The following is a 25,953-nucleotide window of genomic DNA, read 5'->3' as shown; positions in this document are numbered from 1 at the left end:
TAGTTATCGCTTTTGTCTAAATTTAGGTAAAAGCGATAACCATAATGAAACTGTACTTCCTGCTATTTTCCACGTTATTGTTTGCCTGTCAGCAAGCCCCCGAACATTCCAGTTCCACATCAGGTCCACGTTCCGGCCGTCTAACCGGTACCTGGAGACTACTCTCCCAGGCCTCAATTGCCAAAGGTGATACCACCATTACAGATTATACCAAAGATCAGGAGATGATCAAGATAATCAACGACACCCATTTTGCATTTCTGAAACACGGCGGCGCTTTCGATGCTGGCGGAGGCCGCTATACCCTGAATGGTGATCAATATACTGAGCACCTGGACTATTATAATAACAAAGATTGGGAAGGCGGTGTATTCAACTTTACAATAAGTTTCAGTGGTGATACCCTTATCCAGAAAGGAATCGAAAAAGTAGAAGGCACCGGGGTAGATCATGAAATCATAGAACGATATATAAAAGTAAAGTAGTAATGGCTTAATTTCGATGCATGAAAATATACCAGGCATCGATACAACTACGCGCCAGAGCCCGTGGATTTCATCTCATTACATCCGAAGTATTGCAGGGTATTCCTCAGCTGAGCGAGATCAGGACCGGCATGTGCCAGGTATTCATTCAGCATACCTCTGCGTCATTGACCATAAATGAAAATGCAGATCCTACCGTAAGAATAGACTTCGAAACATATTTTAATAAAGCAGTACCCGAAAACGATCCAGAGTACGAGCACAACGACGAAGGGCCGGACGATATGCCTGCGCACCTGAAAGCGGCTATGCTGGGAAGTTCGGTGATGATACCGGTATCCGGCGGGCGTTTTGCTTTGGGTACCTGGCAGGGTATTTACCTTTGCGAACACCGGGATTATGGTGGCGCAAGAAGTTTAGTGATCACAGTCTGGGGAGAATAGCATATGAAAAATATAATCTTATTAAGCCTGTGTACATGTTTGTTTACAGGCATCAGGGCACAGCAGGTAGATGTACAAAGCTACGCCATATCACTGAATCTGCAGGATACGACTGACCAGATAAAAGCGAGTGTAAGCATAACTCTGAAATACCTGCAAAGCACCCGTAGATTGAAATTCGATCTTGCAGGTATGAAGGTAAAAGAAGTCTTTACCGGGCCTAAAAAGTATAGCTTCGAACAGGATGCAAATGCCCTTTACATCAATGTAGACGGTAAGGCTGGAGAACAGGGCATCTATACCATCACTTATGGCGGTACGCCTAAAGATGGCCTGATCATTTCCAGGAACAAATATGGCCACAGAACCTTTTTTACAGACCATTGGCCTGACAGGGCACATCAATGGTTCCCCTGTATAGATCATCCATCAGACAAGGCTATATTCCGTATCAGCGTGGCAGCGCCTGATCATTATACAGTGGTAGCGAATGGGGTAAAAAAGGAAGAAGTAAATATGGGTGGTCACATGAAAATGACAAGCTGGGAAGAAAAAGTACCCCTGGCTACGAAAGTGATGGCATTTGCCGCTGCTGATTTTTCAGTTACGCATTCAGGTGATGTCGGTAATATCCCGGTAGACAGTTATGTATTCCGTGAAGATTCATTGCATCAGGGATATGCAAGAGCGACTCAGATCCTTCCGTATTTTATACAGCTGGTAGGTCCTTTTCAGTTTGAAAAACTGGCCAATATTCAATCCAAAACCATCTTTGGCGGAATGGAAAATGCCGGTGCTATTTTTTATGCTGAAGAATCGCCCGGACATGAAAAGCTGGAATCTCTGCTGGCGCATGAAATAGCGCATCAATGGTTTGGTGATGCTGTGACAGAAACTGACTGGCGGCATTTATGGCTGAGTGAGGGCTTTGCTACGTATTTCACTTTGTTGTACATGGAGCATACATATAGTACTGATACACTGAAAGCTTCGCTGAAGGCAGACCGTGAAAAGATCATTGCATTTGCAAAAAGGAGAAAAACACCTGTAGTAGATACGACTGTGCATAGTAATTACATGCAGTTGCTGAATGCGAATAGCTATGAAAGAGGTGGATGGGTATTGCATATGCTAAGGAGGAAGATAGGCGATGAGCGTTTCCGGGCGGGGATCCGGCAGTATTTCAGGGATTATAACGGGCGCAATGCCAGTACAGATGATTTCAGAGCAGAGATGGAAAGGGCAGGTGGGGAGAATTTGAAAGGATTCTTTACACAGTGGTTATATACGGCGGCCATACCGGAATTGCAGGTGAATCTGAATTATAATGAAAGTACACATACGGTGAAGATGGAGGTGATCCAAAACCAGTTACCTTTATTTGAATTTCCGCTGGAGTACACGCTGGATAAAACAAAGCCTTTGCAAAAGCTGATGATAAAAGATAAGGTCACCACGGTGATGATACCAGCAGCAGCAAAGCCTGCCGGTATTTGGTTAGACCCGGATATTAATTTGCTGGCGGAATTTGCGAGGTAATGTTGGCTACAGTACGGAATATATTGGTAATGGATGTAGGTGCCTTCGGGAACCTTATTATTTTTTCAGTACTTTCTCCAGTTCATACAACCTTCTCCGTAGCTCGGTCAGCTCTACTTCCAGCAGATCCACCTTTTCACTCAATAAGTACTGGTTGTAATCTGAAATAATAGACAGCTCTCTGAGCTTCGGAAACAGATCATGTTTGAAGAAATGAAGGCCTGTTTCTTCCCCGAAAAACTCGTGGGCAGTTTTGGTCATATGGTTGTACAGACAGTAGCGAAGACCATCAGAACTATGCGTCCATGGGCTGATGTACAGTAGTTCCCAGTTGTTGATCCGAAGTAATTCCACCTCTCCTTTTTTATCTACAAATTGATACGTCGTAGATTCCACATAGCCATTCGGTTTCAGCGTATCTGTCGTCATCAGTATGTAAGAATATTCCGGGAGTACTGAGACCGATTCCAGGGAATGTAAGGGACTGTAACTACCATCTCCAAATATTGCATAGTATCTCACCATCATTTTCTATTGATTTAAATCATTCACATAACCTCTATAAACCTTGACACTGAGGGCGATATGAATTGAATACAATTGAAACGAAAATATACCAAATATAAAAAAAGTATCTGACACGGTCCCTTTCTGGCTAAATTATTTACAATTCTGGCCCAAAACCACTCGTAAAGTATTAGTCCATTAAATTAGTGGGTTTTTGTACATTAGCCCCCAGAAATTAAGAAACTATGCAACGTCGTTTTTACAGGATCCTATTGTCAGGCTGGCTGTTAACCAGCTCCATAACCGCTATGGCACAGCAAAAGAAACATCCGGACCGGCCCAATATCATATTTATCCTGGCCGATGACCTGGGCTATGGAAACCTGACATCCTTCAACCCAAAAAGTCCGATCCCCACTCCAAATATTGATAGGCTGGGGGCAGAGGGCATTCGTTTTACACGCTTTTATGCAGGCAATACGGTTTGTGCACCCTCCCGTTGTGCCTTACTAACGGGAAAGAATATGGGGCACGCCTACATCCGGGGCAATACCCGCTTGCCATTGCGCCCCCAGGATAGTACCATGGCCCAGGTGCTGCAGCAAAACGGCTATACCACCGGCATGTTTGGGAAATGGGGCTTAGGCGAAATGGGTACTACCGGTTCTCCGGAGATCAAGGGCTTCGACGAGTTCTATGGCTACCTCAATCAGGGGCATGCGCATGATTATTATACCAATTACCTCTACCAGGTAAAAGCGGGAAAGATCCGTAAGATCCCTCATGATACTTCCGTATTTACCCATGATGAGATAATGGATCATGCTTATTCTTTTATCAATGAAAATAAGGACAAACCGTTCTTTCTATATCTTTCTATTACCATTCCGCATGCAGAACTGGCACCTCCGCAAAAAGATCTGCAGGCATGGCTAAACCCGGATGGTAGCTCCAAACTAGGCCCGGAAACTCCGTATGCGCAGAATGGCGGGACCTATCGTAGCCAGCAATACCCCCATGCGGCCTTTGCGGCCATGGTGAGTAAACTGGATCAGCATGTAGGGCAGATACAGGCGCTTGTCAAACAACTGGGTCTGGATGATAATACCTATATCTTCTTTACCAGCGACAATGGTCCCCACAAAGAAGGAGGTGCTGACCCCGGATACTTTAACAGCAATGGTCCGCTGAAAGGGCTGAAACGTGACCTTTACGAAGGTGGCATTCGTGTGCCCTTGCTGGTACGTGCTCCCGGCCATATTCCTGCCGGCAGTGTGAGTGATGAGGAGTGGGCGTTCTGGGATATCCTGCCCACGTTCAGTGCGCTCACAAAGTCTAAGACACTGAAGGGTATCGATGGCCTGAACTATGCTGCGGCCCTGGAAGGAAAGAAGCCTGTAAAAGCCCATGATTACTTATACTGGCAGTTTAATGAAGGCTACATCCAGGAGGCGGTATTGCAGGGAGACTGGAAGTTGATCCGCTTTAAATACAAAGGAAAGGTGGAAAGATTTGAATTGTACAATATAGTTGACGATATTGGAGAGACAAAAGACCTTGCTGCTGAAAACCCGGCTAAAGTGAAGACGCTGAAAGCCATCATGGCAAAAGCGAAAACCCCGGCAGAAAATAAGGAATTTGACTGGTCTGATACCGAGAAATAACAATATATGCATCCACGTTTTTACCTGCTGGCTACCATTGGCCTGCTCCTTTGTGCCTTTGAGGCAACTGCTCAAACACCTTCTGTAAGGAAGGAAACAGCTCCTGTATGGCCTTCTGTAAAGAAGGAAACAAAACCCTGGACCCGCTGGTGGTGGATGGGAAGTGCGGTGGATAGTGCAGGCATCAGCAATGCACTCGATACTTATAATGCAGTGGGGTTTGGTGGGGTGGAAATAGCGTCTATCTATGGGGCGAAAGGGTTTGAGTCAAAGTATGTAGATTTTCTGTCGCCGCAATGGGTGCATCTGTTAAATATTACCACCCGGCAGGCTACCCGTTTACACATGGGGGTAGATCTCACCACCGGTACCGGCTGGCCTTTTGGCGGGCCCCAGATCGACCTGAAGCATGCTGCAGCTAAGATGGAGCTGAAGGTACTGCGTCAATATGTAGATCTGGCCTTGCCTGATCATATTGATACCAGCATTGGCACTTTGCAGGCCTTGGTAGCTTACAGAGGAGTGACGCCAGAACCTATCTTAGACAAAGTAAAAGATGGAACACTCCATTGGGAGCATGGTGCGGGCAATATGAGTGTATATGCCCTGTATAGCAGTCATACAAAACAAAAGGTAAAGCGGGCGGCACCGGGTGGCGAGGGATATACCCTCGATCATCTCTCCGGAGAGGCGGTACAGTTATACCTGCATCGGTTCGATACTGCGTTTCATAAGCAGGTACCTGGTATCCGGGCATTTTATAATGATAGTTATGAGGTGTATGGCGCTGACTGGACACCTTCATTTTTACCTGAATTCAGGAAGAGAAGAGGCTATGACCTGACGCGTTTTATACGTGAATTTACATCTGCTGGGATCTCCGATACGATTGCCCGTGTAAAATCTGATTACAGGGAAACGATGGCGGAGTTATTATTAGATAATTTTACGAATCCATGGACGCAATGGGCACATAGCTATCATCGGATGACTAAAAACCAGGCACATGGTTCTCCAGGAAACCTGATTGATTTATATGCAACCGTGGATATTCCGGAATGCGAGACTTTCGGATCTACGTATTTCCCTATTCCGGGTTTGCGCAGGGATAGCGAAGATATCAGGAACGTAAGTCCTGATCCGATTATGATGCAGTTCGCTACCTCTGCGGGTCATATAGCGGGGCATCCGCTCATTTCAAGCGAGACATTTACCTGGCTGACAGAGCATTTTAAAACATCATTGTCACAATGTAAACCCGAGGTAGAGCAGGCATTTCTGGCGGGTGTGAATCATGTATTTTATCATGGTACGACTTATTCTCCGAAGGAGGTGCCATTTCCCGGATGGTTGTTTTATGCATCTGTAAATTTTGTGCCTGCGAATAGCTGGTGGTCACATTTGCCTGGGCTGAATGATTATATCACCCGTGTACAATCCGTATTGCAGGCGGGTAGGCCGGATAATGATCTGATCGTTTACTGGCCGGTGTATGATATATGGAATGATGCAGAGGGGATGGACATGCCATTGTCTGTACATCATATAGATAAGTGGTTGTATCCGACGGCATTTTATAAACAGGTGATGGCGCTGCACGGCAAGGGGTATACGCTTGATTTTGTGTCTGATAACTGGATTGACAGGACGAAGGGCTATAAGGCACTGATCATTCCGAAAGCACATATGATGCCGCTGGCTACTTTGAAGAAGATCATTGCGCTGGCGCAAAATGGTACCAGGGTTATATTTGAGGCCTTACCCGGAGATGTGCCCGGGATGAATGAATTAGCTGCTCGGAGAAAGGAATTTCAAACGCTGCTGGAAGATTTGCGGGGGGTGAAAAATGTAATGATTACTGCTGATGTGCAGGGGGCATTGCAGCAAATCGGTATTCGCCGCGAAGCGCTTACGGATGCAGGCTTGCAATTTATTCGCCGGAAACAGGGTGAGGATACCTGGTATTACCTGGTGAATCATACTGCGAATCGGATATCTCAGTTTATTCCGGTTAATCAGCATGTATCCCGGGTACTTATGTTAGATCCATTGCGGGGTGATAGCGGACTTGCAGAGATTGAGCAAACGGATAGCAGCACTAAAGTAAAAGTTACGCTGGCATCAGGTGAATCTATCATACTAAAAGCAGCAGGGACGCCTGCAAAAAAAGAGTTTCCGGATTGGGTGTATTTAAATACTCCCCAGGCTTCCTTGAATTTACCAGGCCCCTGGCAATTGGCATTTAAGGATGGTGGACCGTTTATTCCAGCTGCTGTAAAACTGGACAGTTTAGTAGACTGGACCACATTGCCGGATACAGCTCTTGCCTCTTTTTCGGGGAAAGGTGTCTATACGACAAGTTTTAACCTGCCGGCAAAGAATGCAAAAGAATATGTGCTTCAACTGGATGAGGTGCATGAAAGTGCACACATCTGGATTAATGGAAAGGATGCGGGGATCGTATGGAGCATACCCTATACATTAAGAGTTGGTAAATATTTACGTGCCGGCAAAAATGAGATCCAAATAGAAGTGGCGAACCTGATGGCGAATCATATTCGTTACATGGATCAGCATCATATTCCATGGCGGCAGTACCACGAAATTAATTTCGTGAATATTAATTATAAAGATTTTGATGCGGCTAACTGGAAAGTACAGCCTTCCGGCTTAATGGGGAAGGTGACCATTACCCCATATTTATAACCGGCATTTAATACCTGCCTTCGCGAAAATTTCAATCAATGCGAAGCATTCATTGAAATTTTCGCCTTTTTCTTACCTGCGCAAATACCTTTCACACATCCTGCGCAAATTTGCAATTATAATTTATATTGCAAATATGTTATTAACTATTACCAACTCACGATACCCCGCCACAGACTTGAGTTTCTTGCTGCACAAGCACCCCGCTAAAGTACAATCTGTAGAGGTGATGAACGGTAAAGCCCACGTCTTTTACCCGGCGGTAAGCGATGAGAAATGTACCTGCGCAATATTGCTGGATATGGATCCGGTTGGACTAGTCAGGAACAGTGATGGCAACTCCTTTGCACTGGACCAATATGTAAACGATCGCCCTTACGTCGCCTCCTCATTTATGAGCAGTGCTATTTCGAAGGGCTTTAGCTCCGCATTGAATGGTAATTGTAAAGAAAAGCCGGAACTGGTGGGCATTCCGCTTCAACTGGAAGTACAACTCTCTGTGCTCTCCATTCGTGGTGGAGAAGAACTCTTGCAGGAGCTTTTCCAGCCCCTGGGTTATGAAATCATTGCTACCCAGCATCCCCTGGACCCACATTTTCCGGAATGGGGCAATAGCCGCTACTTTACTGTTACCCTAAAGCATTCAATTACGCTCCAGACCTTACTCTCGCACCTATACGTTCTCATTCCTGTAATGGACAATGAAAAGCATTACTGGGTGAACGAAGAAGAGATCACAAAGCTGATGAATAAAGGGAAAGGTTGGCTGGAAGGGCATCCTGCCAGGGAAACCATTGTTCACAGGTATCTCCGTTATCAGCGCAAACTCTCCAACGAGGCATTGTCAGCCATGACTGTATTGGGGGATAGCCCGGTAACAGAAAAGGTAGAAAAACCCAAACTACATGACCTGCGGTTACAGGCAGTTGCTGACGAAATCGCGCGCTTGCAGGTGTCTTCTGTCATAGACCTGGGATGTGGGGAAGGACGGCTCATCAAAGTATTGCTGGAGAATAAGCAGCTGCAGCGTATCACGGGGATGGATGTATCCGCATATAGCCTGGAAGTAGCCGCCAGGAGACTTAAGCTGGACAAGATGATCGATAGCCAGCGTAAAAGGATTAACCTGATCCAGGGTTCGCTCACCTATAAAGACAGGCGCCTGCAAGGCTACGATGTGGCCGCACTGGTGGAAGTAATTGAACACCTGGATGAAGATCGCCTGCTGGTATTGGAGAAGAATGTGTTCAATGAGATCCAACCCGATACGGTAGTGCTCACGACTCCCAATAAGGAATGGAACATCACATTTACAGAAGATGAAAATAAGATGCGGCATTCCGATCACAGGTTCGAATGGACCCGTGCAGAGTTTAGTGCCTGGTGTGAGCACATCAGAGACGTATATAAATATGCTTATGAAATAAAGCCACTGGGTGAGGAGATGGAGGCGGTTGGCGCACCCAGCCAGATGGCTGTTTTTTCAAAACAATAGAGGAACTAGCTCTGTAGAACATTGCAGGAATGCTATATGTTGAGCGCTTCCTGTAAAAGAAAAGAGTTGCTCTTTTTAAAAAATGCGTGAAATTCAGTTGACCCATAAACATGTGGAGCTAAGCGATTCCGCAAAACAATTAGGATTATGACATTAAATTTTCCGGAACTTTCCCTGGTGGTATTAGTCGGCGCATCAGGATCAGGGAAAAGTACCTTTGCAAAAAAATGGTTCAGACCATCAGAAATAGTCAGCAGCGATGCCATTCGGCTGATGCTGAGCAATGATGAAAATACGCAGGGCATTTCAGAAGACGCATTCGAACTCCTGCATCTCATCATTGCTAAAAGGCTGAAACGTGGCCTCCTTACAGTAGTAGATGCTACTAACGTAAACTCACAATACAGAAAGCAATTGATAGCGCTGGCAAGAGAATACCATGTACTACCTGTTGCAGTCATCCTGAATATGTCTGACAGGGTCTGTCAGGACAGAAATAAAGCCCGTACCGACAGAGACCTGGCTCCCCGGATCATCAAAAGCCAGATGGCTGCTTTAAAAAGTGGGATCCACAAGATCAGGGAAGAAGGATTCAGAAGGCATTTTGAATTCCGTACACCGGAGCTTATAGATAGTGTAACAGAAATAGTAAGAGAAAAACTCTACAATGATCTCAAACACGAAGAAGGGCCTTTCGACATCATTGGCGACATACATGGATGCTACGATGAATTGTGTACCCTGCTCACGAACCTGGGCCATACGGTAGACAAGGAAGCGCATCGCATTACAGCTACCAATGGCAGAAAGATCGTGTTCCTGGGTGACCTGGTCGATAGAGGGCCTGCTTCACCGGCGGTATTGAAACTGGTGATGCAGGCAACTTCAGAAAAGCTGGCCCTTTGTGTACCCGGTAATCATGACATCAAATTGCTCAAATACCTGAATGGTAAAAATGTGCAGTTGCAACATGGACTGGAACGTACCGTGGCACAGCTGGAAGGAGCAGACCCGGTATGGATAGAATCGCTGAAAGTATTCCTGGATGGACTTGTTAGCCACTATGTACTGGCTCAGGGAAACCTGGTTGTAGCACATGCGGGCCTCAGGGAAGACATGCAGGGCAGGGGATCTGGTGCTGTCAGAGAATTCTGTTTATACGGTGAGACCACCGGTGAAACCGATGAATTCGGATTGCCGGTACGGTACAACTGGGCCGCTAATTATAATGGTAAAGCTGCCGTAGTATATGGTCATACACCCGTCGTACGTCCTGAATGGTTTAACAATACGATGGATATAGATACAGGTTGTGTGTTTGGCGGTAGTCTCACTGCTTTGCGTTATCCTGAAAAGGAGCTGGTAAGCGTGCCTGCATTGCAGGAGTATGCTACACCGGGAAGACCTATGAGGGAGACGATGAATGAACTGAGTCTGCAACAGGAACATGATAATATACTGGATATAAATGATGTCATTGGCAAGCAGCTGATAGAGACGCGCCTGATGAAGAAGATCAGTATTCGTGAAGGGAATGCGGCATCTGCGCTGGAGGTGATGAGCCGATGGGCCATTAATCCTAAATGGCTGATATACCTGCCACCTACAATGTCTCCAACAGCTACGAGTTCATTACCTGATTACCTTGAGCATCCCGCGGAAGCATTTAAGTATTTCAAAAACGAAGGCGTGAATAAAGTCGTTTGCGAGGAAAAGCACATGGGCTCCCGTGCAGTCGTGATCGTATGTAAGGACAGTGAGGTAGTAAGGAAGCGCTTTGGCATCCGGGAAGATAGTATTGGAATTATTTATACCCGTACCGGCCGTGTATTCTTTGATGATGAAACGATAGAACAGGCTTTCCTGCAAAAGATCGCAGATATAATTACAGAACGTGGCGGTTGGGAGGTGTATAATACAGACTGGTTCTGCCTGGATTGTGAGCTGATGCCCTGGAACCTGAAGGCACAGGCATTGCTCCGCAATCAATATGGTGCCACGGGTGCAGCAGGCAGGTATGCCATGCAGGGGGCTGTGGCAAGCCTGGAACAGGCAGCAACAAATCCGGCAGCACTGCCTTTGCTGAGAGAGTATAGAGAGAGGAAGGTGATGATCGACCAGTTTGCAAGGGCTTACAGGCAGTATTGCTGGGATGTAAATGGACTGGAAGATTATCAGCTGGCACCTTTTCACATGTTAGCTACGGAGGGCAAGACGTATTTTGATCAGGATCATGAATGGCATATGGAAGCTTTAGCGACATTTGCTGGTGGAGAAGGAAACCCTGTTATTGCAACAAAATATAAGGTAGTAGACCTGGACGATGAGGCGGCTGTGCTGGATGCAACCGCATGGTGGTTGTCAATGACAGAGAAAGGGGGAGAAGGGATGGTGGTAAAACCATACCACTTCATCACCATGAATGAAAAGTTCTTTGTGCAGCCTGCAGTGAAAGTGAGAGGCAGGGAGTACCTGCGTATCATTTATGGACCTGAGTATACACTGGAGAGGAACCTGACCCGATTGAAAGAAAGAGGGCTGAGTACAAAGCGGATCATGGCGCAGAAAGAGTTTGCGCTGGGAGTGGAGGCCCTGGAAAGGTTTGTGGGGAACTCGCCTTTGACGAAGGTGCATCAATGTGTGTTCGGGGTGCTGGCGATGGAAAGCGAAGCGGTGGATCCCAGGTTATAAAAATGCATCTAGGGTTTTATTTTTAGGGATACACAGTAAAAAATGAATCGCCTGTAAGGCGGTTCATTTTCATATTTCCTTTCTGTTTGAATTTCGTAACTTCGCCCCATGACAAACAGGGAATCTCTCGAAGACTTCTACCAGCATAAATTCAATTGGCTGCCTGATAACCTGAAACAGGATATCGGGCATTTTAACGTATTCAGAATAGAAGACACACTCGCCCCGGGCGCTACACCCATCCATTACGCTCGCAGAGATTTCTATAAGATCAGCCTGATCAGAGGTCGTACCGTGTATCACTACGCTGACAAAAGTATCGAAGCAGACGGAACCGCCCTCATGTTCTTCAACCCCAACGTGCCTTACACCTACGAATCTTTAAAAGATGACAGGTCTGGCTATTTCTGCATTTTCAAAGAATCCTTCTTTACCGAATCATTGAGAACCAATATCAATGAACTGCCCATGTTTGCCACCGGCAGTAAACCCGCCTACATGCTGAACAAAACGCAGGATAAATATGTAAGTGCGATCTTCAAAAAAATGCTGGAAGAAATCAATTCCGACTATAAATTCAAATACGACCTGCTGCGCAATTATGTAACAGAGATGATCCATTATGCACTGAAAATGCAACCCTCAGAAATGCTGTACCAGCATACAGATGCCAATGCCCGCATTACAGCGATCTTCACCGAACTCTTAGAAAGACAATTCCCCATTGAAACACCTCACCAGCGATTCACCATGCGTTCTGCGCGTGATTTTGCAGATAAACTGGCAGTACATGTGAACCATTTGAACAGGGCCATCAGGGAAACTACCGGAAAAACGACTACCGACCATATTGCAGAACGCCTGCTGGGTGAGGCAAAGGCTTTGCTAAAGCATACGAACTGGAATATTTCGGAGATCAGTTATAGCCTGGGATTCGAGGAACCTGCTCATTTTAATAATTTCTTTAAGAAGCGCACGAGTAGTACGCCTTCTTCTTATCGGGTAGTATAAAGCATCCTATAGGCATCAGCATCCATTACATCCCCTCTAAATTACCTTTGTTTGAATTTTGCAAGCAATGGTTTGAACCTTGTAATAAGCAGCGTTCCTCCACCACCTAATTTTGTCCTATCAAAACGAGCAAGATATGGACAACAAAAAGACCTGGTTTATAACAGGAGCTTCCAAAGGCCTGGGCCTCACACTGGTAAAGCATTTGCTTGCCGCCGGCTATGCCGTGGCAGCTACCTCCCGCAATGCTGCGGCATTAACCGAAGCTGTGGGCAGTGATAACAAAAACTTCCTCCCATTACAGGCCGACCTCGCTAATGATCAAAGCGTAGCGCAGGCTATTCAATCTACCGTAGACAAGTTTGGGCGCATTGATGTTGCTGTTAATAATGCCGGCTACGGCACCGGCGGAAGCATAGAAGAACTTTCTGATGCGGAAACCCGTGCCAGCTTTGATATCAATGTATTTGGTACGCTAAACGTTATCAGGCATGTATTGCCGTTTATGCGTAAGCAAAGAAGCGGGCATATCATCAATATCTCTTCCATTGCAGGCATATCCGCTAATACAGGCTGGTCAATATATGCTGCTGCAAAATATGCTGTCACTGGTCTCACAGATGTTTTGGCGCAGGATGTAAAGGAATTTGGTATCCATGTTACATTAATCGCCCCCGGCGCGTTCCGGACCAGTTTCCTCACGGCAGATTCATTGGTGATAACAGATAACCCTATTGCTGATTACACTGCCATCAGGGCATCGCATGCTAAGTATGCAACCATGGACGGAACGCAGCAGGGTGATCCGGAAAAAGCAGCTGCGGCTATGATTGAACTTGTCAACATGCCGGAGCCACCATTGTATCTCCTATTAGGTAGCGATGCTTACAGTCGTGGCCTGAATAAACTGGAACAACTGAATGCCGCTTTCAAAGCCACCGAATCTTTAACAAAGTCAACAGATTATTGATTGCAATGATGGCCTTAGCTTTTCAAATAGCAAAAATTGGCAAATTCAAAACCTCAACATCTTTTAAATAAATCAACCTCATGAGTAAAGTATGGTTTGTAACCGGTGCCTCCAAAGGTTTTGGTCGCATCCTGGTAACACAGTTATTAGCACAGGGCAATAAAGTAGCCGCCACCTCCCGCGATGCCGCTTCCCTGGCCGAATTTTCAGGAAATGATTTCCTGCCTTTAACCGTCTCACTGACAAACGAAGAAAGCGTAAAAGCTGCCATCGACAAAACCATCAGTACATTCGGAAAAATTGACGTCGTGGTAAATAACGCCGGCTACGGACAGGTAGGCGCTTTGGAAGAAGTCAGTGACCAGGACGCGCGAGAAAATTATAACGTAAATGTATTTGGATTACTAAATGTAATCAGGCAGGTGATGCCACATTTACGTGAACAACACTCCGGGCATATCATTAACATCGCCTCTGTAGGCGGTATGCTTGGCGGCTTCCCGGGTTGGGCCATCTATTGTTCTACTAAGTTTGCCGTAGTGGGCCTGACAGAAGGTCTCCGTGAAGAGATCAAAGAATTTGGCGTGAAAGCCACTGTTGTATTACCTGGTTATTTCAGAACTTCTTTCTTAGGAGCAGACCTCAGTGTAACTGAGAGTAAATACCAGTCAGTAAAAGACAGCATTCAATGGCATGCCGCCCTGGATGGTAAACAACCAGGAGATCCTGAAAAAGGCGTAGCGGCGATTATTGAAATGACAAAGAGTGAAAACCCTCCATTGAATTTCCTGATCGGTAAAGATGCCATTGAGCTGGTACCAGAGAAATTGAAGTCAATCGAAGCTGAGATTGAAGAATGGAGAGCAGTCTCCGCAAATACGATCTTCTAGATCATAGATGCATTTGTTACTTTTATCGCTTCATCAAAGCCCTTCTTATCCACTCCGGTATCTTTACATAGGTATTCAAGCCCGATCCTCAGATAATCTACAGGGCAAAGCCAGCAGTTCACAACCTTGTAGGCGCTTCCGTTCAGGATTTTGTGGCAATGCGCAATACTGTGCCGATAGCAGATTACCTCGAAAAGACGGAGCCTTTTTTGTAGAAAATCACACTAAAGTTGGTGTTTTTTTAAAGGTAAAAAATACGTAACTTCATAACTCATCAAAGAAAAGGAGGTATTCATGGCATCTACAGTATATTCATGGAAACCTTCAGTTAGTATCGCCTAACTGGGTTGCTCCATCAAAAATAACTGTGACGCGGACGCGTCATAATATTAGCTCCGGGCAAAACACCCGGAGCACTTTTTTTAAATATAAACCGAAGCGTTTATTTTTTTCAGACTCGATAAACGATATGCATGAGCAAAATCCCCCAAGGTTTTCATGCTGATCCAAAGTCTATTCTAAAACAGAAGCGCTAAACTCCATCCAAACACCCGGAGCAAAATTTTATTGACCACCCCCAAATTTTTATCAAGTGTTATAAAATATTTCAACATCTCCTTCGTCTATCAATTTGGCGTAATTTAGCCGCTGCCGCATGCACATCGGCATGACAACTATTACAAACATCTATGAGGAAAAAAACAAGCCCCCCTGCTGATAAAGCACCGGCACTTCCTGGTATCACCTCCATCCTGAAGCCCTACAAAGGAATGGTCGCCCTGCTGATCTTCCTGGCCCTGCTCAGTAATGGCCTGAACCTGGTACTGCCCAGGCTCATCTCCAGAGGTATCGATGCCTACACCGGTGGACATCTCGATACGTCGAAACTAATCATCGAATTCGTTGTCGCTACCGTATTGATCTTTGTCTTCACCTACCTCCAGAGCGTTATCCAAACCTACACCTCTGAGAAAGTAGCCCGTGAACAACGTACCAAACTGGCCGACAAAATATCCCGCCAGCAATACGCCGCCATCCAGGCCGCCAACCCTTCCAAACTGCTTACCAACCTGACCACCGATATTGACACAGTAAAACTATTCGTGTCGCAAGGAATTGTGTCCGTGTCTTCTTCCCTTTTTATCATCATCGGCGCCAGCACCCTGCTGCTCGTCATGAACTGGAAACTGGGCCTCTGCGTCATCACCATCATACCTGTCATTGGCCTCGCCTTTTACCTGGTATTAAATAAGGTGCGCACCATCTTCAAAATGAGCAGGGAAGTCATAGACCGCCTCAATAAAATCATCAACGAAAGTGTGATGGGCGCTGCCCTCATCCGTGTGCTCAATGCCCAGCAATACGAATATGACCGTTTTATTTCGCCCAACGGTGAATCTAAAACGCTAGGCATGTCCGTAGTGCGCCTCTTCGCCGGCCTCGTGCCTGTTATTTCCTTCATGGCCAATATGTCACTGCTGTCCATCCTGCTCCTGGGCGGACATTTCGTCATCACCGGCACCATGTCCTTAGGTGAACTGGCGGCCTATAACAGCTATGTCTCCATCCTCATTTTCCCGATCGTCGTCATCGGTTTTATGAGTGGCCTCATCGCACAGTCAGCCGCCTCCTACGCCCGTATTGCCGAAGTGCTCTATGCTCCTGATTCAGTAGACACCGGCACGGTTCGACGTACATTGGATGGTGACGTGGCCATGGAAAATATCCACCTGACCCTCGCCGGCAAACCCGTATTGAAAGATATTTCCTTCAGTGTAAAAGCAGGTACCCGCACGGCCATCATTGGTCCTACAGCCGCCGGTAAAACCCAGTTGCTCAACGTGCTTATAGGTCTCCTGAACCCGGACAAAGGAAAGGTCACCTACGATAGCACAGACCTGAACGAATACGATAAAGAACATCTATTACAACAAATAGGACTTGTATTCCAGGATAGTATCCTGTTCAATATGAGTTTAAAGGAGAACATCGCGTTCAATGAAACGGTGAGCGATGACCTGATGGAGAAAGCCATCTCTACCGCAGAACTCAAAGACTTCATTAGCACCCTGCCCGAAGGCATGGAAACCATCGTTTCTGAACGTGGTACCAGCCTTTCAGGTGGTCAGAAACAACGACTGATGCTGGCCAGAGCTCTCGCCATCAATCCAGGTATTCTATTGCTGGATGACTTTACCGCGCGGGTAGATACCTCTACTGAACAGCGCATCCTGCAAAATGTACAGCAAAACTACCCGGACCTGACCCTGATCTCCGTGACACAAAAGATCGCCTCCGCTGTGCACTTTGATCAAATCATCCTGCTGATGGAAGGAGAGGTCATCGCCATAGGTACCCACGATGAACTGATGCAATCCTGTCCTGAATATGTGCAGATCTATAACTCTCAACGCAGCACCAGCAACTATGAGCTACAACCTGAATAAACTGGCTGCCGGCCAGGAAACAAAAACCGGTAAAGCGCTCAGAAACTTTTTACCTTATCTGCGGCCAGACCGGAGTACACTTTTCGGAGCACTCTTTGCTATCCTGATCAGTACCTCCATGAACCTGTGCATCCCATTCTTAATAGGGCATACGATCGATGTATACGTTACACACAAAGACTATCATGGTGTCCTGTTATTTTCAGGCATCCTCTTCGGTATATTCCTTGTTTCCCTCACTGCCAGCTACTTTCAGACCAGCCTGATGGGAACTGTGGGGCAAAATATCCTGTATCGTTTACGCAACGACGTATTTAGCCGCCTACAAAAATTGCCCATTGCTTTCTTTAACCAAAACAAAGCCGGCGATCTTATATCCCGTATTAATAATGATACTGATAAACTGAATCAGTTCTTTGCCCAATCCCTTGTTCAGTTCATTGGCGGTTTTGCCTCCATGATCGGTGCTGCCATCTTCCTGCTCAGCATCCATTTCACACTGGGTATAGCTGCGATTGCACCAGCAATATTATTATTGATCATCACCCGGATCACTGGTCCGATCGTAAAAAGAAAGAACGCAGAAAACCTGAAGAGCACCGGTGGCATGAGTGCAGAGATCCAGGAAAGCCTGAACAATTTTAAAGTGATTATCGCTTTCAACCGCAGGGATTATTTTCGCAAGCGCTTCGATATCGCTAATAATGAACAATATAGAACCGCTGTGACAGCAGGTTTGGTAAACAACTTTTTTATGCCAATCTTCAGCCTCTGTGCCAACCTCGCACAATTGGCTGTATTAGCATATGGTATTTACCTCATCTCTCAGCATGAGTTCAGCATCGGTCTGCTTATCAGTTACCTCTCTTACTGCAGTTATTTTTATAACCCCATGCGCCAGTTCGCTATCCTGTATACCAATTTCCAGGTGGCTATGGCTGGCTGGGATAGGATCTCACACATCCTTAATATGGAATCAGACCTGCATGTAATACCTGCAGCAACAAAAGAAACGCAGGCACCATTACTCGCATTCAATGATGTAAACTTCCACTATCCCGACGGAAAAGACATCCTGCACCACATCAGTTTCGAAATGGAGAAAGGGAAGACCTACGCACTGGTAGGGCCTACAGGCGGAGGGAAAACCACCACCGCCTCACTCATCGCCAGGTTATATGATCCGACAGGAGGAGAGGTCTTACTGGACGGCAGGGATATCCGCAGTTTTACAGATGAAGAACGTACACAGAAAATAGGATTCATTCTGCAGGAGCCCTTTTTGTTCAGTGGCAATATCTACGAGAATATCATCTATGGGAATAAAAAGTACCAGCACTATTCAGTAGACCAATTGCAGGAAGTGATCCGTACTACCGGATTAGATACCTTACTTACCCGTTTTGACGGAGGTCTGGAAACACCTGTGCTGAGTAGCGGTGATAGCTTAAGCCTTGGACAGAAACAGCTGATCGCTTTTATGAGAGCAGTATTGAGAGAACCTGAATTATTAGTGCTGGACGAGGCAACTGCCAATATCGATACCGTAACAGAACAATTACTGGAAGAGATCTTACATAAATTACCGTCTCATACTACACGCGTCATCATCGCACACCGTTTGAATACGATTGAAAATGCAGATGAGATCTTCTTTATCAATGCAGGAGAAATTGTGCGGGCGGGGTCTTTCAGTCATGCCATGAACATGCTGCTGCACCACGAAAGGAATAGTTAATAAGCAGCAGGGCTGGGAGGATCAACCTCCCAGTCCGCTGAATATACTGAAGATAATTATACTCAATACCAGCAAGGTAATTACCACATACAACCTGTCTTTTTCCATCGCAAAAGCAACAACCGAAAATGCAATACGCGTAATCGGCGTAGCCAGTAATACCACTACTCCCAACTGTATAATCGCCATGCCATCAAATCGCGCTGCACCATGAAAGATGCCAGGTAAATGCCTTACATATTCAGGCGCACCATTGAATACATGATACGCCGGTACATCACCACCATGATTCGCTAAATAGATAATACCACCCACAAAAGCAATAACACTTGCAGTGATCACACCCCAACGAAGCTGTTGGCCGATAAACATCTCCACATCTCTTTCCTGCCAGAATCCTTTAGAAAATAACTGTTTCATCCTGCTTACAATTTACCTGTTAAACCATTATAGATCATTTGTATGGCCAGTGCACTGATCACTATACTAAACAGCAACCTCAGTTTCTTTACATCCATTTTCATCAGTAGTTTGGAACCAGCAAAGGCACCTGCCAGTACACCCAGTACTACCGGCATGGCAATACCCGGATCTATATAACCTCGTTGTAAATACACAACTGCACTCGCAGCGGCCGTTACCCCAATCATAAAATTGCTCGTAGTGGTAGATACCTTAAATGGAATACGCATCACGTTGTCCATCGCCAATACTTTTAGTGCACCGGAACCGATACCCAGCAGGCCGGATACGATGCCCGCAAGGGTCATGAGGGCATAGCCACCACCTACACCACGCACCTTATAAGGCACCATTTCACCATTGACGGGGTAGGAATTGTTCAGTTTAAGAATTTGGGCCATTTTGCTGTTGCTGGTATTATCTCCGTGTTCATTCTTCTTACGGATCGTCATCGCTGCGCTAAAAAGGAGCACGACACCAAAGAGAATCGCCACCAGCGATGTCGGTGTATAGATCGCCAGCAAAGCACCGACAATCGCCCCGGTAGTCGTGGCTATTTCCAGAAACATACCAATACGTACATTGGTAATACCTTCTTTAATATAGGCAGCTGCAGCCCCGGAGGAATTTGCAATAGAGGCCACCAGTGATGCACCCACCGCATAGCGGATGTCTACATGAAATACAAGGGTCAGTAATGGAATGAGGACCACGCCTCCCCCCAAACCCGTAAGGGAACCCAGCAGACCAGCCATGAATGCACCGGCAAGCAGGATCAGTGAAAATAATAGTATAGACATGACAATAAAGTTTAGAAGTTTTTCGAGGACAATACGACAAATAGAATGACTCCTAAAAGTTCGTCTCCAAAATTTGCGTAACAACCCGTGTAGCTGCAGGAGCGTCCTGTTTCCTGATAGCAGTTAGCAGATCAGCATGCAAATGGTGCGTCTGTTGAAACTGCTGTACATGCGGTTTTTCCCGCTGAGAAAAGGAATCACGGATCACAGCAGTAAAGGTCTGATATAAATCTGCCAGCACACTGTTATGAGAGGCCAGGGCGATAGATTTGTGAAACCTGATATCCGCATCGGCAGCAGCCTCGTAGTTTTCGGATTGGATAGCCTGCAACCTGTCTGCCAGCGCAGACCCAATTTGTTCCAGGTCCTGTTCATCCCTGAATTGAGCCGCCAGCCTGGCAATCTCTATTTCCAGCAGCGACCTCACCTGGTTTACCTCCATCCTTGCAGCACGGCGAAGCCGCTTTTCAAGGGGTTCGTTGTTTTCAATACTGCATACAAAAGTACCCGCGCCTTGCTGCACCCTTAAGATCCCTGCATTGGAAAGCGTCTTTATCGCCTCCCTGATAGTAGAGCGACCTACATTAAATAGCTCCATCAATACTGGTTCAGGTGGTATGAGTTCGCCAGCCTTATACTTCCCCAGCGAGATGTCCTGCTGTAATTGGTAAATGACCTTATCTGCCAGTTTAATTGCGTTTGCCATCTTTATTAAACATCTGATGTTTAGCAAAGGTATGATGTTTACTTTAAACATCTGATGTTTTCTTTTAAATGGGCATAAAAAAACTCCCGCCTGGTTAAGACGGGAGTTCTCTATTATAAAATGACTTTATTTATTTAATTCTACAGTTTCATTAGCAGGGAAACTTGGTTCCAGTTGTTTACCGCTTTCTTTCAAAAAGTTTGAATTCTTTACTTTCTCAGGAACGCCTCTGATATCCCAAACAATACCAAACGCACCTAAAGTCCTGATAATGTAATAGGTAATGTCAATTTCCCACCAGTAGAAACCTTGTCTGGTAGCACTCTGGTAATAATGGTGGTTGTTGTGCCAGCCTTCACCCAGTGTTAGAATGGCCAGGATTACACTGTTCTTGGAGTAATCGCCGGTCTCATATCTTGGCTTACCAACTTTATGCATCAGGGAGTTGATGGTAAAAGTAGCGTGGTATACAAGGATGGTACTCAGGAAGAAACCAATCCATAGGGTAGAAAGACCTGCCTGCCAGTCGAACCAGCCAGCTCCATTTATTTTATTACCCAGGAAATAACTTACCGTCATCAGTACTAAACCCGGTACCCAGTGGTATTTATTTAACCAGAAAAGTTCTGGTTGTTTGAAATCCTTGATCAGGTCGAAACGGGTTGGCTTGTACTCAGGGCCCATGATCCAGCCCATGTGTGCATACCAGAAACCGTATATATTAGCTGAGTGCGGATCGTCTGGTGTATCGCTGTGCTTGTGGTGAATTCTGTGATTCGCACCCCACCATAACACTCCTTTTTGAAAAGTACTCTGCGCACCACCTGCCAGTACAAACTGAAACCAGCGGGAAGTTTTAAAAGTACGATGTGAAAAATAACGATGATATCCGCCTGTGACAAAAAACATCCTGGTTACGTACAAAAATGCACACAAGATCCAATCGAATGCAGTCACATGCGTGAAAAATGCCAGAAAAGGCAATAAGTGCATGCCTAAAAAGTCAAATTGATGCCACCAGCTTGGGCCTTTCCTCAGTTGTTTATCAGAATTCATAGCACAAAAGTATTTATTTATCCTGATATATATCACTGACGAAAATCAATTTCCCGTCATTTTACCAGCTGCTGGTAGACCCACCTCCGCCCGAAGAACCGCCACCCCAGCTGCCACCAGAGGAAGAGGAGGAGCTACCGGAGGAAGATGAGGAGGAGGAAGAAGAACTGATCCTGGGTATGACAAAAGGTTCTTTTTTAACATAATTGCAATACCTGCATTCGTAGAATTGGATCCCTTCACCTGCTGAACTTTCAGTGGCCCGTTTTACAGTTTGTGTATGTGTTGCTTCAAAGGTTTTGTTATTGCACTTCGGGCAGGTAGTTACTTTTGTATAAATACTATCATACCCGATTGTCTTTTGTGTATTACAGTTTTTACAATGCCATACATCGTAAATCACCGATCCCACTTTCTCTTCCGCAGCCTGGACCTTATTCAGGAAAGGCTTCTTCTTATTCCTGCTCAGTAATGTCATGGGCTGTGAACAGGTATCGCAGTCATAAGGCTGATACCGCAGTTTCTTCATGCGTGCCTCGTGCCAGCGATAGTAGACAAGGAAAGGAACAGGGAATACAAAAGCCGTATAGAGCAGGTTCTTATGCGCAATATTCAGCGATTCATAACGTTCATGCCTGTCGGCATTTTCAAGTTTCTTTTCCCTTGCGTTGACCAGCATATACCTGTAAGAAAGGTATATTAGCCATGTACCATAGCAAAGTCCAATTGCGAACCAGATGCTATAAGGTATGTTCAGTCCATAACTAAGTATGCTCACAATAATGCCTGGTACAAAGAAAATAAAGCATCTTGCCAGCCAGGTGGTTCTGTACAGGTCTCCTTTATGTTTATTGCCTTTCAGCACACCAAAAGTAATCGCACTAAATACGATATAGAGTATATAGAATATGAATGTACCCAGTCCAGGGCGTGAAATACCTTCTTCCTCCGGCTGCATATACGCAGGTACCGGTTCTTCGGCTGTTGCCCCGGCACTATCAGCTGCTACATCCTGCGAAGCATTTCCCATCAAAGGCTGCCCGGCTTCCGCTATTTCGGAAGTGGAATCACCTGCAGGAGCCGTAGCACCTGCCTGAACGCTTGTATCCACTGTTACATCACCATTATCTGCCACATTCACAGCACCTTCCGGATTCGTTAAGATCTGTGCCACTGCTTCCAGGCCCTTTATCAAACCAGCATCGTAATTATCTTTCTTAAAATATGGAAGCATCACGGCCTGCTGTATACGGAAACAAATAACATCGGGCAGATCACCTTCCAATCCATATCCCGTTTCAAAGCGGATCTTGTGCTGATCCTTCACCAGGAGCACCACCAAACCGTTATTGCCTTCCTTTTTCCCCGGTTTCCAGGTCTTAAAGATATTGTGCGATACGTCTTCAATAACCTGACTACCAATGCTATTCAGTAATACCACCGCAATCTGAGCTTTGCCTGCCTGGTCCAGTTTACCAAGAAGGTCATTCAGCTGCGCAGTCGCATCTTCTGATATAATATGATCCGGATTGCTCACATACCCGCCCTTTTTCATGGGATCAGGGATCTCTTCTGCGTAATTGTGCTTTTTAGAAGTACACTGTACCAGTAGCAAGAGCAGTAAAACGAACAGCTGACAATTTCTGTTTTTCATGATGGGTTCAAAAATAAAAAAAATAAGTGATCACCCTGCTTTGCAGTTTCCTTCCCACCGGAATACTACAATTGGGTAAAATAATACCCATTTACCAGCTATTTTATGACTAAAAACAGGTAAAAAAGGGTGGCATGAAATTACATCTATTTGTACAAGCTGCATCATCAGAATGAAAAACGATCACCAATGCGAACGATTATGGCTAGTGCAATTACTTCATCCTTAAATAGATACATGGCCGCGGTGGGGGAACAGGTTTCCTTTGCCACCCAGTTTGGCCGGAATATTTTCCGAAATGGCTTCGAATGGAATGAATTTCTCCATCAATGTTATGTAATAGGTGTCCGGTCCATTTCCCTGGTCGCTATTTCCGGTTTTATTATCGGATTCGTGCTCACCCTGCAGACCCAGCCTACCATGAAACAGTTTGGAGCGGAGAGTTTTGTACCCGGCATGGTGGCTATCTCCATTGTACGTGAAATCGGGCCTATGATCATAGCCCTGATCTGTACAGGTAAGATTGCTTCCAGCATAGGAGCGGAACTGGGAAGTATGAAGGTAACTGAGCAGATCGATGCCATGGAGGTATCCAGTGCAAACCCCATTCAATACCTGGTAGTGACCCGTATTCTGGCTTGTACCCTCATGGTGCCTTTGCTGACCGTAATGGCCGATGCCCTGGCTTTTGCAGGAGGCTGGCTAGGTGTAAATACACAGGGCCATGTGAGCGCCACCCTCTTCTTCCGCAAAGCCTTTGCCGCACTGGAATTCAGTGATATGATTCCGGCCGTGGTCAAAACATTCTTCTTCGGATTTGCCATTGGTTTTATAGGATGTTACAAAGGGTATCACGCAGCCCGTGGTACTGAAAGCGTAGGCCTGGCAGCCAATTCAGCGGTAGTAACGGCCTCTCTCTGGATCATATTGCTGGATGCAGTGGCGGTACAAATTACTAACCTGTTATATTATTAATTATGGAGCAGGCAACTATAAAAAAATTCGAGGATGCTCCGGAAAAAGAAACAGAGCAACCGAAAGATACAGCGGAAACGAAATTACAGGATACCGAACAGGTACCGGAAGATGGTGTCGTAATCCGCATTGAACACCTAAAGAAATCTTTCGGTGACAATCAGGTGCTGAAAGACATCAACCTGGAACTGCATAAAGGCGAAAATATCGTCGTTCTGGGGCGTTCAGGACAGGGTAAATCAGTCACTATACAATGTATTGCCGGCTTGCTCGAACCTGATGAAGGTAAACTGGAAGTGCTGGGAAAAGAGATCTCTTCGCTGAATGAAGATGAATTAAAAGAGATCAGAACAAAGATCGGTTTTCTCTTTCAGAGTGGGGCCTTATACGATTCAATGACAGTAAGAGAGAACCTGGAATTTCCACTCACCCGGGTATTGCAGATAAAAGATAAAGCAGAGCTGACCAAAAGGGTAGAAGATGCACTGGATAGCGTAGGACTCAAAGATGCTATCGATAAGTATCCTTCGGACCTTTCAGGAGGGATGCGCAAACGTGTAGGTCTGGCAAGAACACTGATCCTTCGTCCACAGATCATGCTGTACGATGAGCCAACTACCGGCCTGGATCCTATCACCGCCAGGGAGATCAGTGAACTGATCGTAACCCTGCAGGAAAAATACGAAACCTCTGCCATCATTATCACCCACGATATGCCCTGTGCAAGAATTACTGCCGACAGGATCGTAGTGATGAATGACGGAGAATATATAGCCACCGGTACATATGACGAGCTGGCAAAGTCACCGGATGAACTCATTAATAACTTTTTCAAATAATACGATATGCACGACAAGACATCTCAGAAAGTGAAGGTTGGTATCTTTACATCGGTCACCGTCCTCTTGTTGCTGATAGGGATCTTCCTTATCGGGAGGAATAAGAATATGTTCCGGAGTACGTTCACACTCTATAGCACATTCAAAAACGTAGGGGGCTTACAGGTAGGTAATAATATCCGCTTTGTTGGTATCGATGTGGGCACTGTAGACAATATTGATATCCTCTCAGATTCTACAGCCCGCGTAACTTTGATCGTACAGAAAAAAGTACAGCCTTATATTAAAAAAGGAGCGGTTGCAAGTATCAGTTCTGATGGATTGATGGGCGATAAGCTGGTGGCGATCAGTTCAGGTACGAATTCAAACGTGCCGGTGAAAGATGGTGAAACCATTAATGCCGTGGACCCTATGCAGTTTGATAAGGTACTGGACAGGCTTTCTGGTGTGGCATCCAATGCAGAAGTAATTACGGAACAGCTGGCGGGGATCGCCACCCAGGTAAACCAGGGAAAGGGTAGCATCGGCAGATTATTGTACAGTGATAGTATGGCAAACGACCTGGAGGGTACCGTGAACGAGGCCAAGAAGACAATGAAGGCAGTGCACAAAGGATCAGAAGGCTTTAGTGAGAATATGGAAGCGCTGAAACATAATTTTCTGTTGAGAGGCTATTTCAGGAAGAAAGAAAAAGCAGCTAAGGAAGCACAGGAGAAAAAAGAAAAACAGGAGGAGAAACAAGAGAAAAAGAAAACAAAGAAAAACGATAAGGACAGTTCCTCGATTAATATTCCCAAAGACAATTAATATACCCGGAATAATCAATTAGCCGGCCCCAGGCCAAAAACTCCCCTCGTAAAAAATCCTGTTTTTAC

General features: G+C 45.7%; 21 protein-coding genes. 15 read left to right on the top strand and 6 right to left on the bottom strand.

Features of this window, described 5'->3' with window-relative positions; genetic code table 11:
• Window positions 1–44 precede the first annotated feature (44 nt).
• Genes U0033_RS06830 through U0033_RS06820 form a run of 3 tightly spaced genes read left to right on the top strand, consistent with a single transcriptional unit; the run spans window position 45 to window position 2,467 of the window.
• Entirely contained in the window at window positions 45–485 is a 441-nt protein-coding gene (locus tag U0033_RS06830; RefSeq protein WP_072363438.1) for a hypothetical protein, read from the top strand.
• Window positions 486–505: 20 nt separating this feature from the next.
• Window positions 506–928: a secondary thiamine-phosphate synthase enzyme YjbQ gene (locus tag U0033_RS06825; protein ID WP_072363437.1), complete on the top strand. Its 423-nt coding sequence runs from the start codon at window positions 506–508 to the stop codon at window positions 926–928.
• Window positions 929–931: 3 nt separating this feature from the next.
• The gene (locus U0033_RS06820; RefSeq protein WP_072363436.1) at window positions 932–2,467 is read left to right on the top strand and encodes a M1 family metallopeptidase; all 1,536 of its coding nucleotides are present in this window, start codon (window positions 932–934) and stop codon (window positions 2,465–2,467) included.
• 57 nt (window positions 2,468–2,524) lie between these two features.
• Here the strand turns inward: U0033_RS06820 and U0033_RS06815 are convergent, their stop codons facing one another.
• Window positions 2,525–2,995, bottom strand: coding sequence for a hypothetical protein (locus U0033_RS06815; RefSeq protein WP_072363435.1), 471 nt, complete (start codon window positions 2,993–2,995; stop codon window positions 2,525–2,527).
• A gap of 224 nt (window positions 2,996–3,219) precedes the next feature.
• Here U0033_RS06815 and U0033_RS06810 point away from each other — a divergent pair, with 224 nt between their 5' ends.
• The 9 genes from U0033_RS06810 to U0033_RS06770 all read left to right on the top strand — a co-directional run bounded on the left by U0033_RS06810 (window position 3,220) and on the right by U0033_RS06770 (window position 18,586).
• The gene (locus U0033_RS06810; RefSeq protein ID WP_072363434.1) at window positions 3,220–4,638 is read left to right on the top strand and encodes an arylsulfatase; all 1,419 of its coding nucleotides are present in this window, start codon (window positions 3,220–3,222) and stop codon (window positions 4,636–4,638) included.
• 6 nt (window positions 4,639–4,644) lie between these two features.
• Entirely contained in the window at window positions 4,645–7,344 is a 2,700-nt protein-coding gene (locus U0033_RS06805) for a glycosyl hydrolase (protein ID WP_072363433.1), read from the top strand.
• Between the two features lie 136 nt (window positions 7,345–7,480).
• Complete coding sequence (locus U0033_RS06800) at window positions 7,481–8,839, top strand: 3' terminal RNA ribose 2'-O-methyltransferase Hen1 (RefSeq protein WP_072363479.1); 1,359 nt, start codon at window positions 7,481–7,483, stop codon at window positions 8,837–8,839.
• A 147-nt stretch (window positions 8,840–8,986) separates the two neighbouring features.
• Complete coding sequence (locus U0033_RS06795) at window positions 8,987–11,530, top strand: polynucleotide kinase-phosphatase (protein ID WP_072363432.1); 2,544 nt, start codon at window positions 8,987–8,989, stop codon at window positions 11,528–11,530.
• 108 nt (window positions 11,531–11,638) lie between these two features.
• On the top strand, window positions 11,639–12,541 hold the full coding sequence (locus U0033_RS06790) for an AraC family transcriptional regulator (RefSeq protein WP_072363431.1): 903 nt from the start codon (window positions 11,639–11,641) through the stop codon (window positions 12,539–12,541).
• 136 nt (window positions 12,542–12,677) lie between these two features.
• Entirely contained in the window at window positions 12,678–13,511 is an 834-nt protein-coding gene (locus U0033_RS06785; RefSeq protein WP_072363430.1) for an oxidoreductase, read from the top strand.
• Between the two features lie 80 nt (window positions 13,512–13,591).
• Complete coding sequence (locus U0033_RS06780; protein WP_072363429.1) at window positions 13,592–14,401, top strand: SDR family NAD(P)-dependent oxidoreductase; 810 nt, start codon at window positions 13,592–13,594, stop codon at window positions 14,399–14,401.
• A gap of 689 nt (window positions 14,402–15,090) precedes the next feature.
• Window positions 15,091–16,848: an ABC transporter ATP-binding protein gene (locus U0033_RS06775; RefSeq protein ID WP_072363428.1), complete on the top strand. Its 1,758-nt coding sequence runs from the start codon at window positions 15,091–15,093 to the stop codon at window positions 16,846–16,848.
• A complete protein-coding gene (locus tag U0033_RS06770; protein WP_245801818.1) occupies window positions 16,790–18,586 on the top strand; it encodes an ABC transporter ATP-binding protein in 1,797 nt (598 codons plus the stop codon). Before U0033_RS06775 ends, U0033_RS06770 begins: the two co-directional genes overlap by 59 nt.
• A 21-nt stretch (window positions 18,587–18,607) precedes the next feature.
• Here the strand turns inward: U0033_RS06770 and U0033_RS06765 are convergent, their stop codons facing one another.
• The 5 genes from U0033_RS06765 to U0033_RS06745 all read right to left on the bottom strand — a co-directional run bounded on the left by U0033_RS06765 (window position 18,608) and on the right by U0033_RS06745 (window position 23,264).
• Window positions 18,608–19,006 (bottom strand): DUF1634 domain-containing protein, encoded by a 399-nt coding sequence (locus U0033_RS06765; protein WP_072363426.1) that lies wholly within the window; start codon window positions 19,004–19,006, stop codon window positions 18,608–18,610.
• A 5-nt stretch (window positions 19,007–19,011) separates the two neighbouring features.
• Window positions 19,012–19,848 carry a sulfite exporter TauE/SafE family protein gene (locus U0033_RS06760; protein ID WP_072363425.1) on the bottom strand — a complete coding sequence of 279 codons (837 nt, stop codon included), beginning with the start codon at window positions 19,846–19,848 and terminating at the stop codon, window positions 19,012–19,014.
• Between the two features lie 52 nt (window positions 19,849–19,900).
• The gene (locus tag U0033_RS06755) at window positions 19,901–20,554 is read right to left on the bottom strand and encodes a FadR/GntR family transcriptional regulator (RefSeq protein WP_072363424.1); all 654 of its coding nucleotides are present in this window, start codon (window positions 20,552–20,554) and stop codon (window positions 19,901–19,903) included.
• Window positions 20,555–20,680: 126 nt separating this feature from the next.
• On the bottom strand, window positions 20,681–21,610 hold the full coding sequence (locus tag U0033_RS06750) for an acyl-CoA desaturase (protein WP_072363423.1): 930 nt from the start codon (window positions 21,608–21,610) through the stop codon (window positions 20,681–20,683).
• Between the two features lie 61 nt (window positions 21,611–21,671).
• Window positions 21,672–23,264: a TPM domain-containing protein gene (locus U0033_RS06745; RefSeq protein WP_072363422.1), complete on the bottom strand. Its 1,593-nt coding sequence runs from the start codon at window positions 23,262–23,264 to the stop codon at window positions 21,672–21,674.
• A gap of 189 nt (window positions 23,265–23,453) precedes the next feature.
• Here U0033_RS06745 and U0033_RS06740 point away from each other — a divergent pair, with 189 nt between their 5' ends.
• Genes U0033_RS06740 through U0033_RS06730 form a run of 3 tightly spaced genes read left to right on the top strand, consistent with a single transcriptional unit; the run spans window position 23,454 to window position 25,885 of the window.
• Window positions 23,454–24,239, top strand: coding sequence for an MlaE family ABC transporter permease (locus U0033_RS06740; RefSeq protein ID WP_245801817.1), 786 nt, complete (start codon window positions 23,454–23,456; stop codon window positions 24,237–24,239).
• Between the two features lie 2 nt (window positions 24,240–24,241).
• On the top strand, window positions 24,242–25,078 hold the full coding sequence (locus U0033_RS06735; RefSeq protein ID WP_083571686.1) for an ABC transporter ATP-binding protein: 837 nt from the start codon (window positions 24,242–24,244) through the stop codon (window positions 25,076–25,078).
• 6 nt (window positions 25,079–25,084) lie between these two features.
• Window positions 25,085–25,885 carry an MlaD family protein gene (locus U0033_RS06730; protein WP_072363420.1) on the top strand — a complete coding sequence of 267 codons (801 nt, stop codon included), beginning with the start codon at window positions 25,085–25,087 and terminating at the stop codon, window positions 25,883–25,885.
• Window positions 25,886–25,953: the final 68 nt, after the last annotated feature.

Origin of the sequence: Chitinophaga sancti (assembly GCF_034424315.1) — a bacterium.
Classification (GTDB): Bacteria; Bacteroidota; Bacteroidia; order Chitinophagales; family Chitinophagaceae; genus Chitinophaga; species Chitinophaga sancti.
The sequence above is the reverse complement of the archived record's forward strand: the minus strand, read 5'-3'. Positions and strand labels throughout refer to the sequence as shown.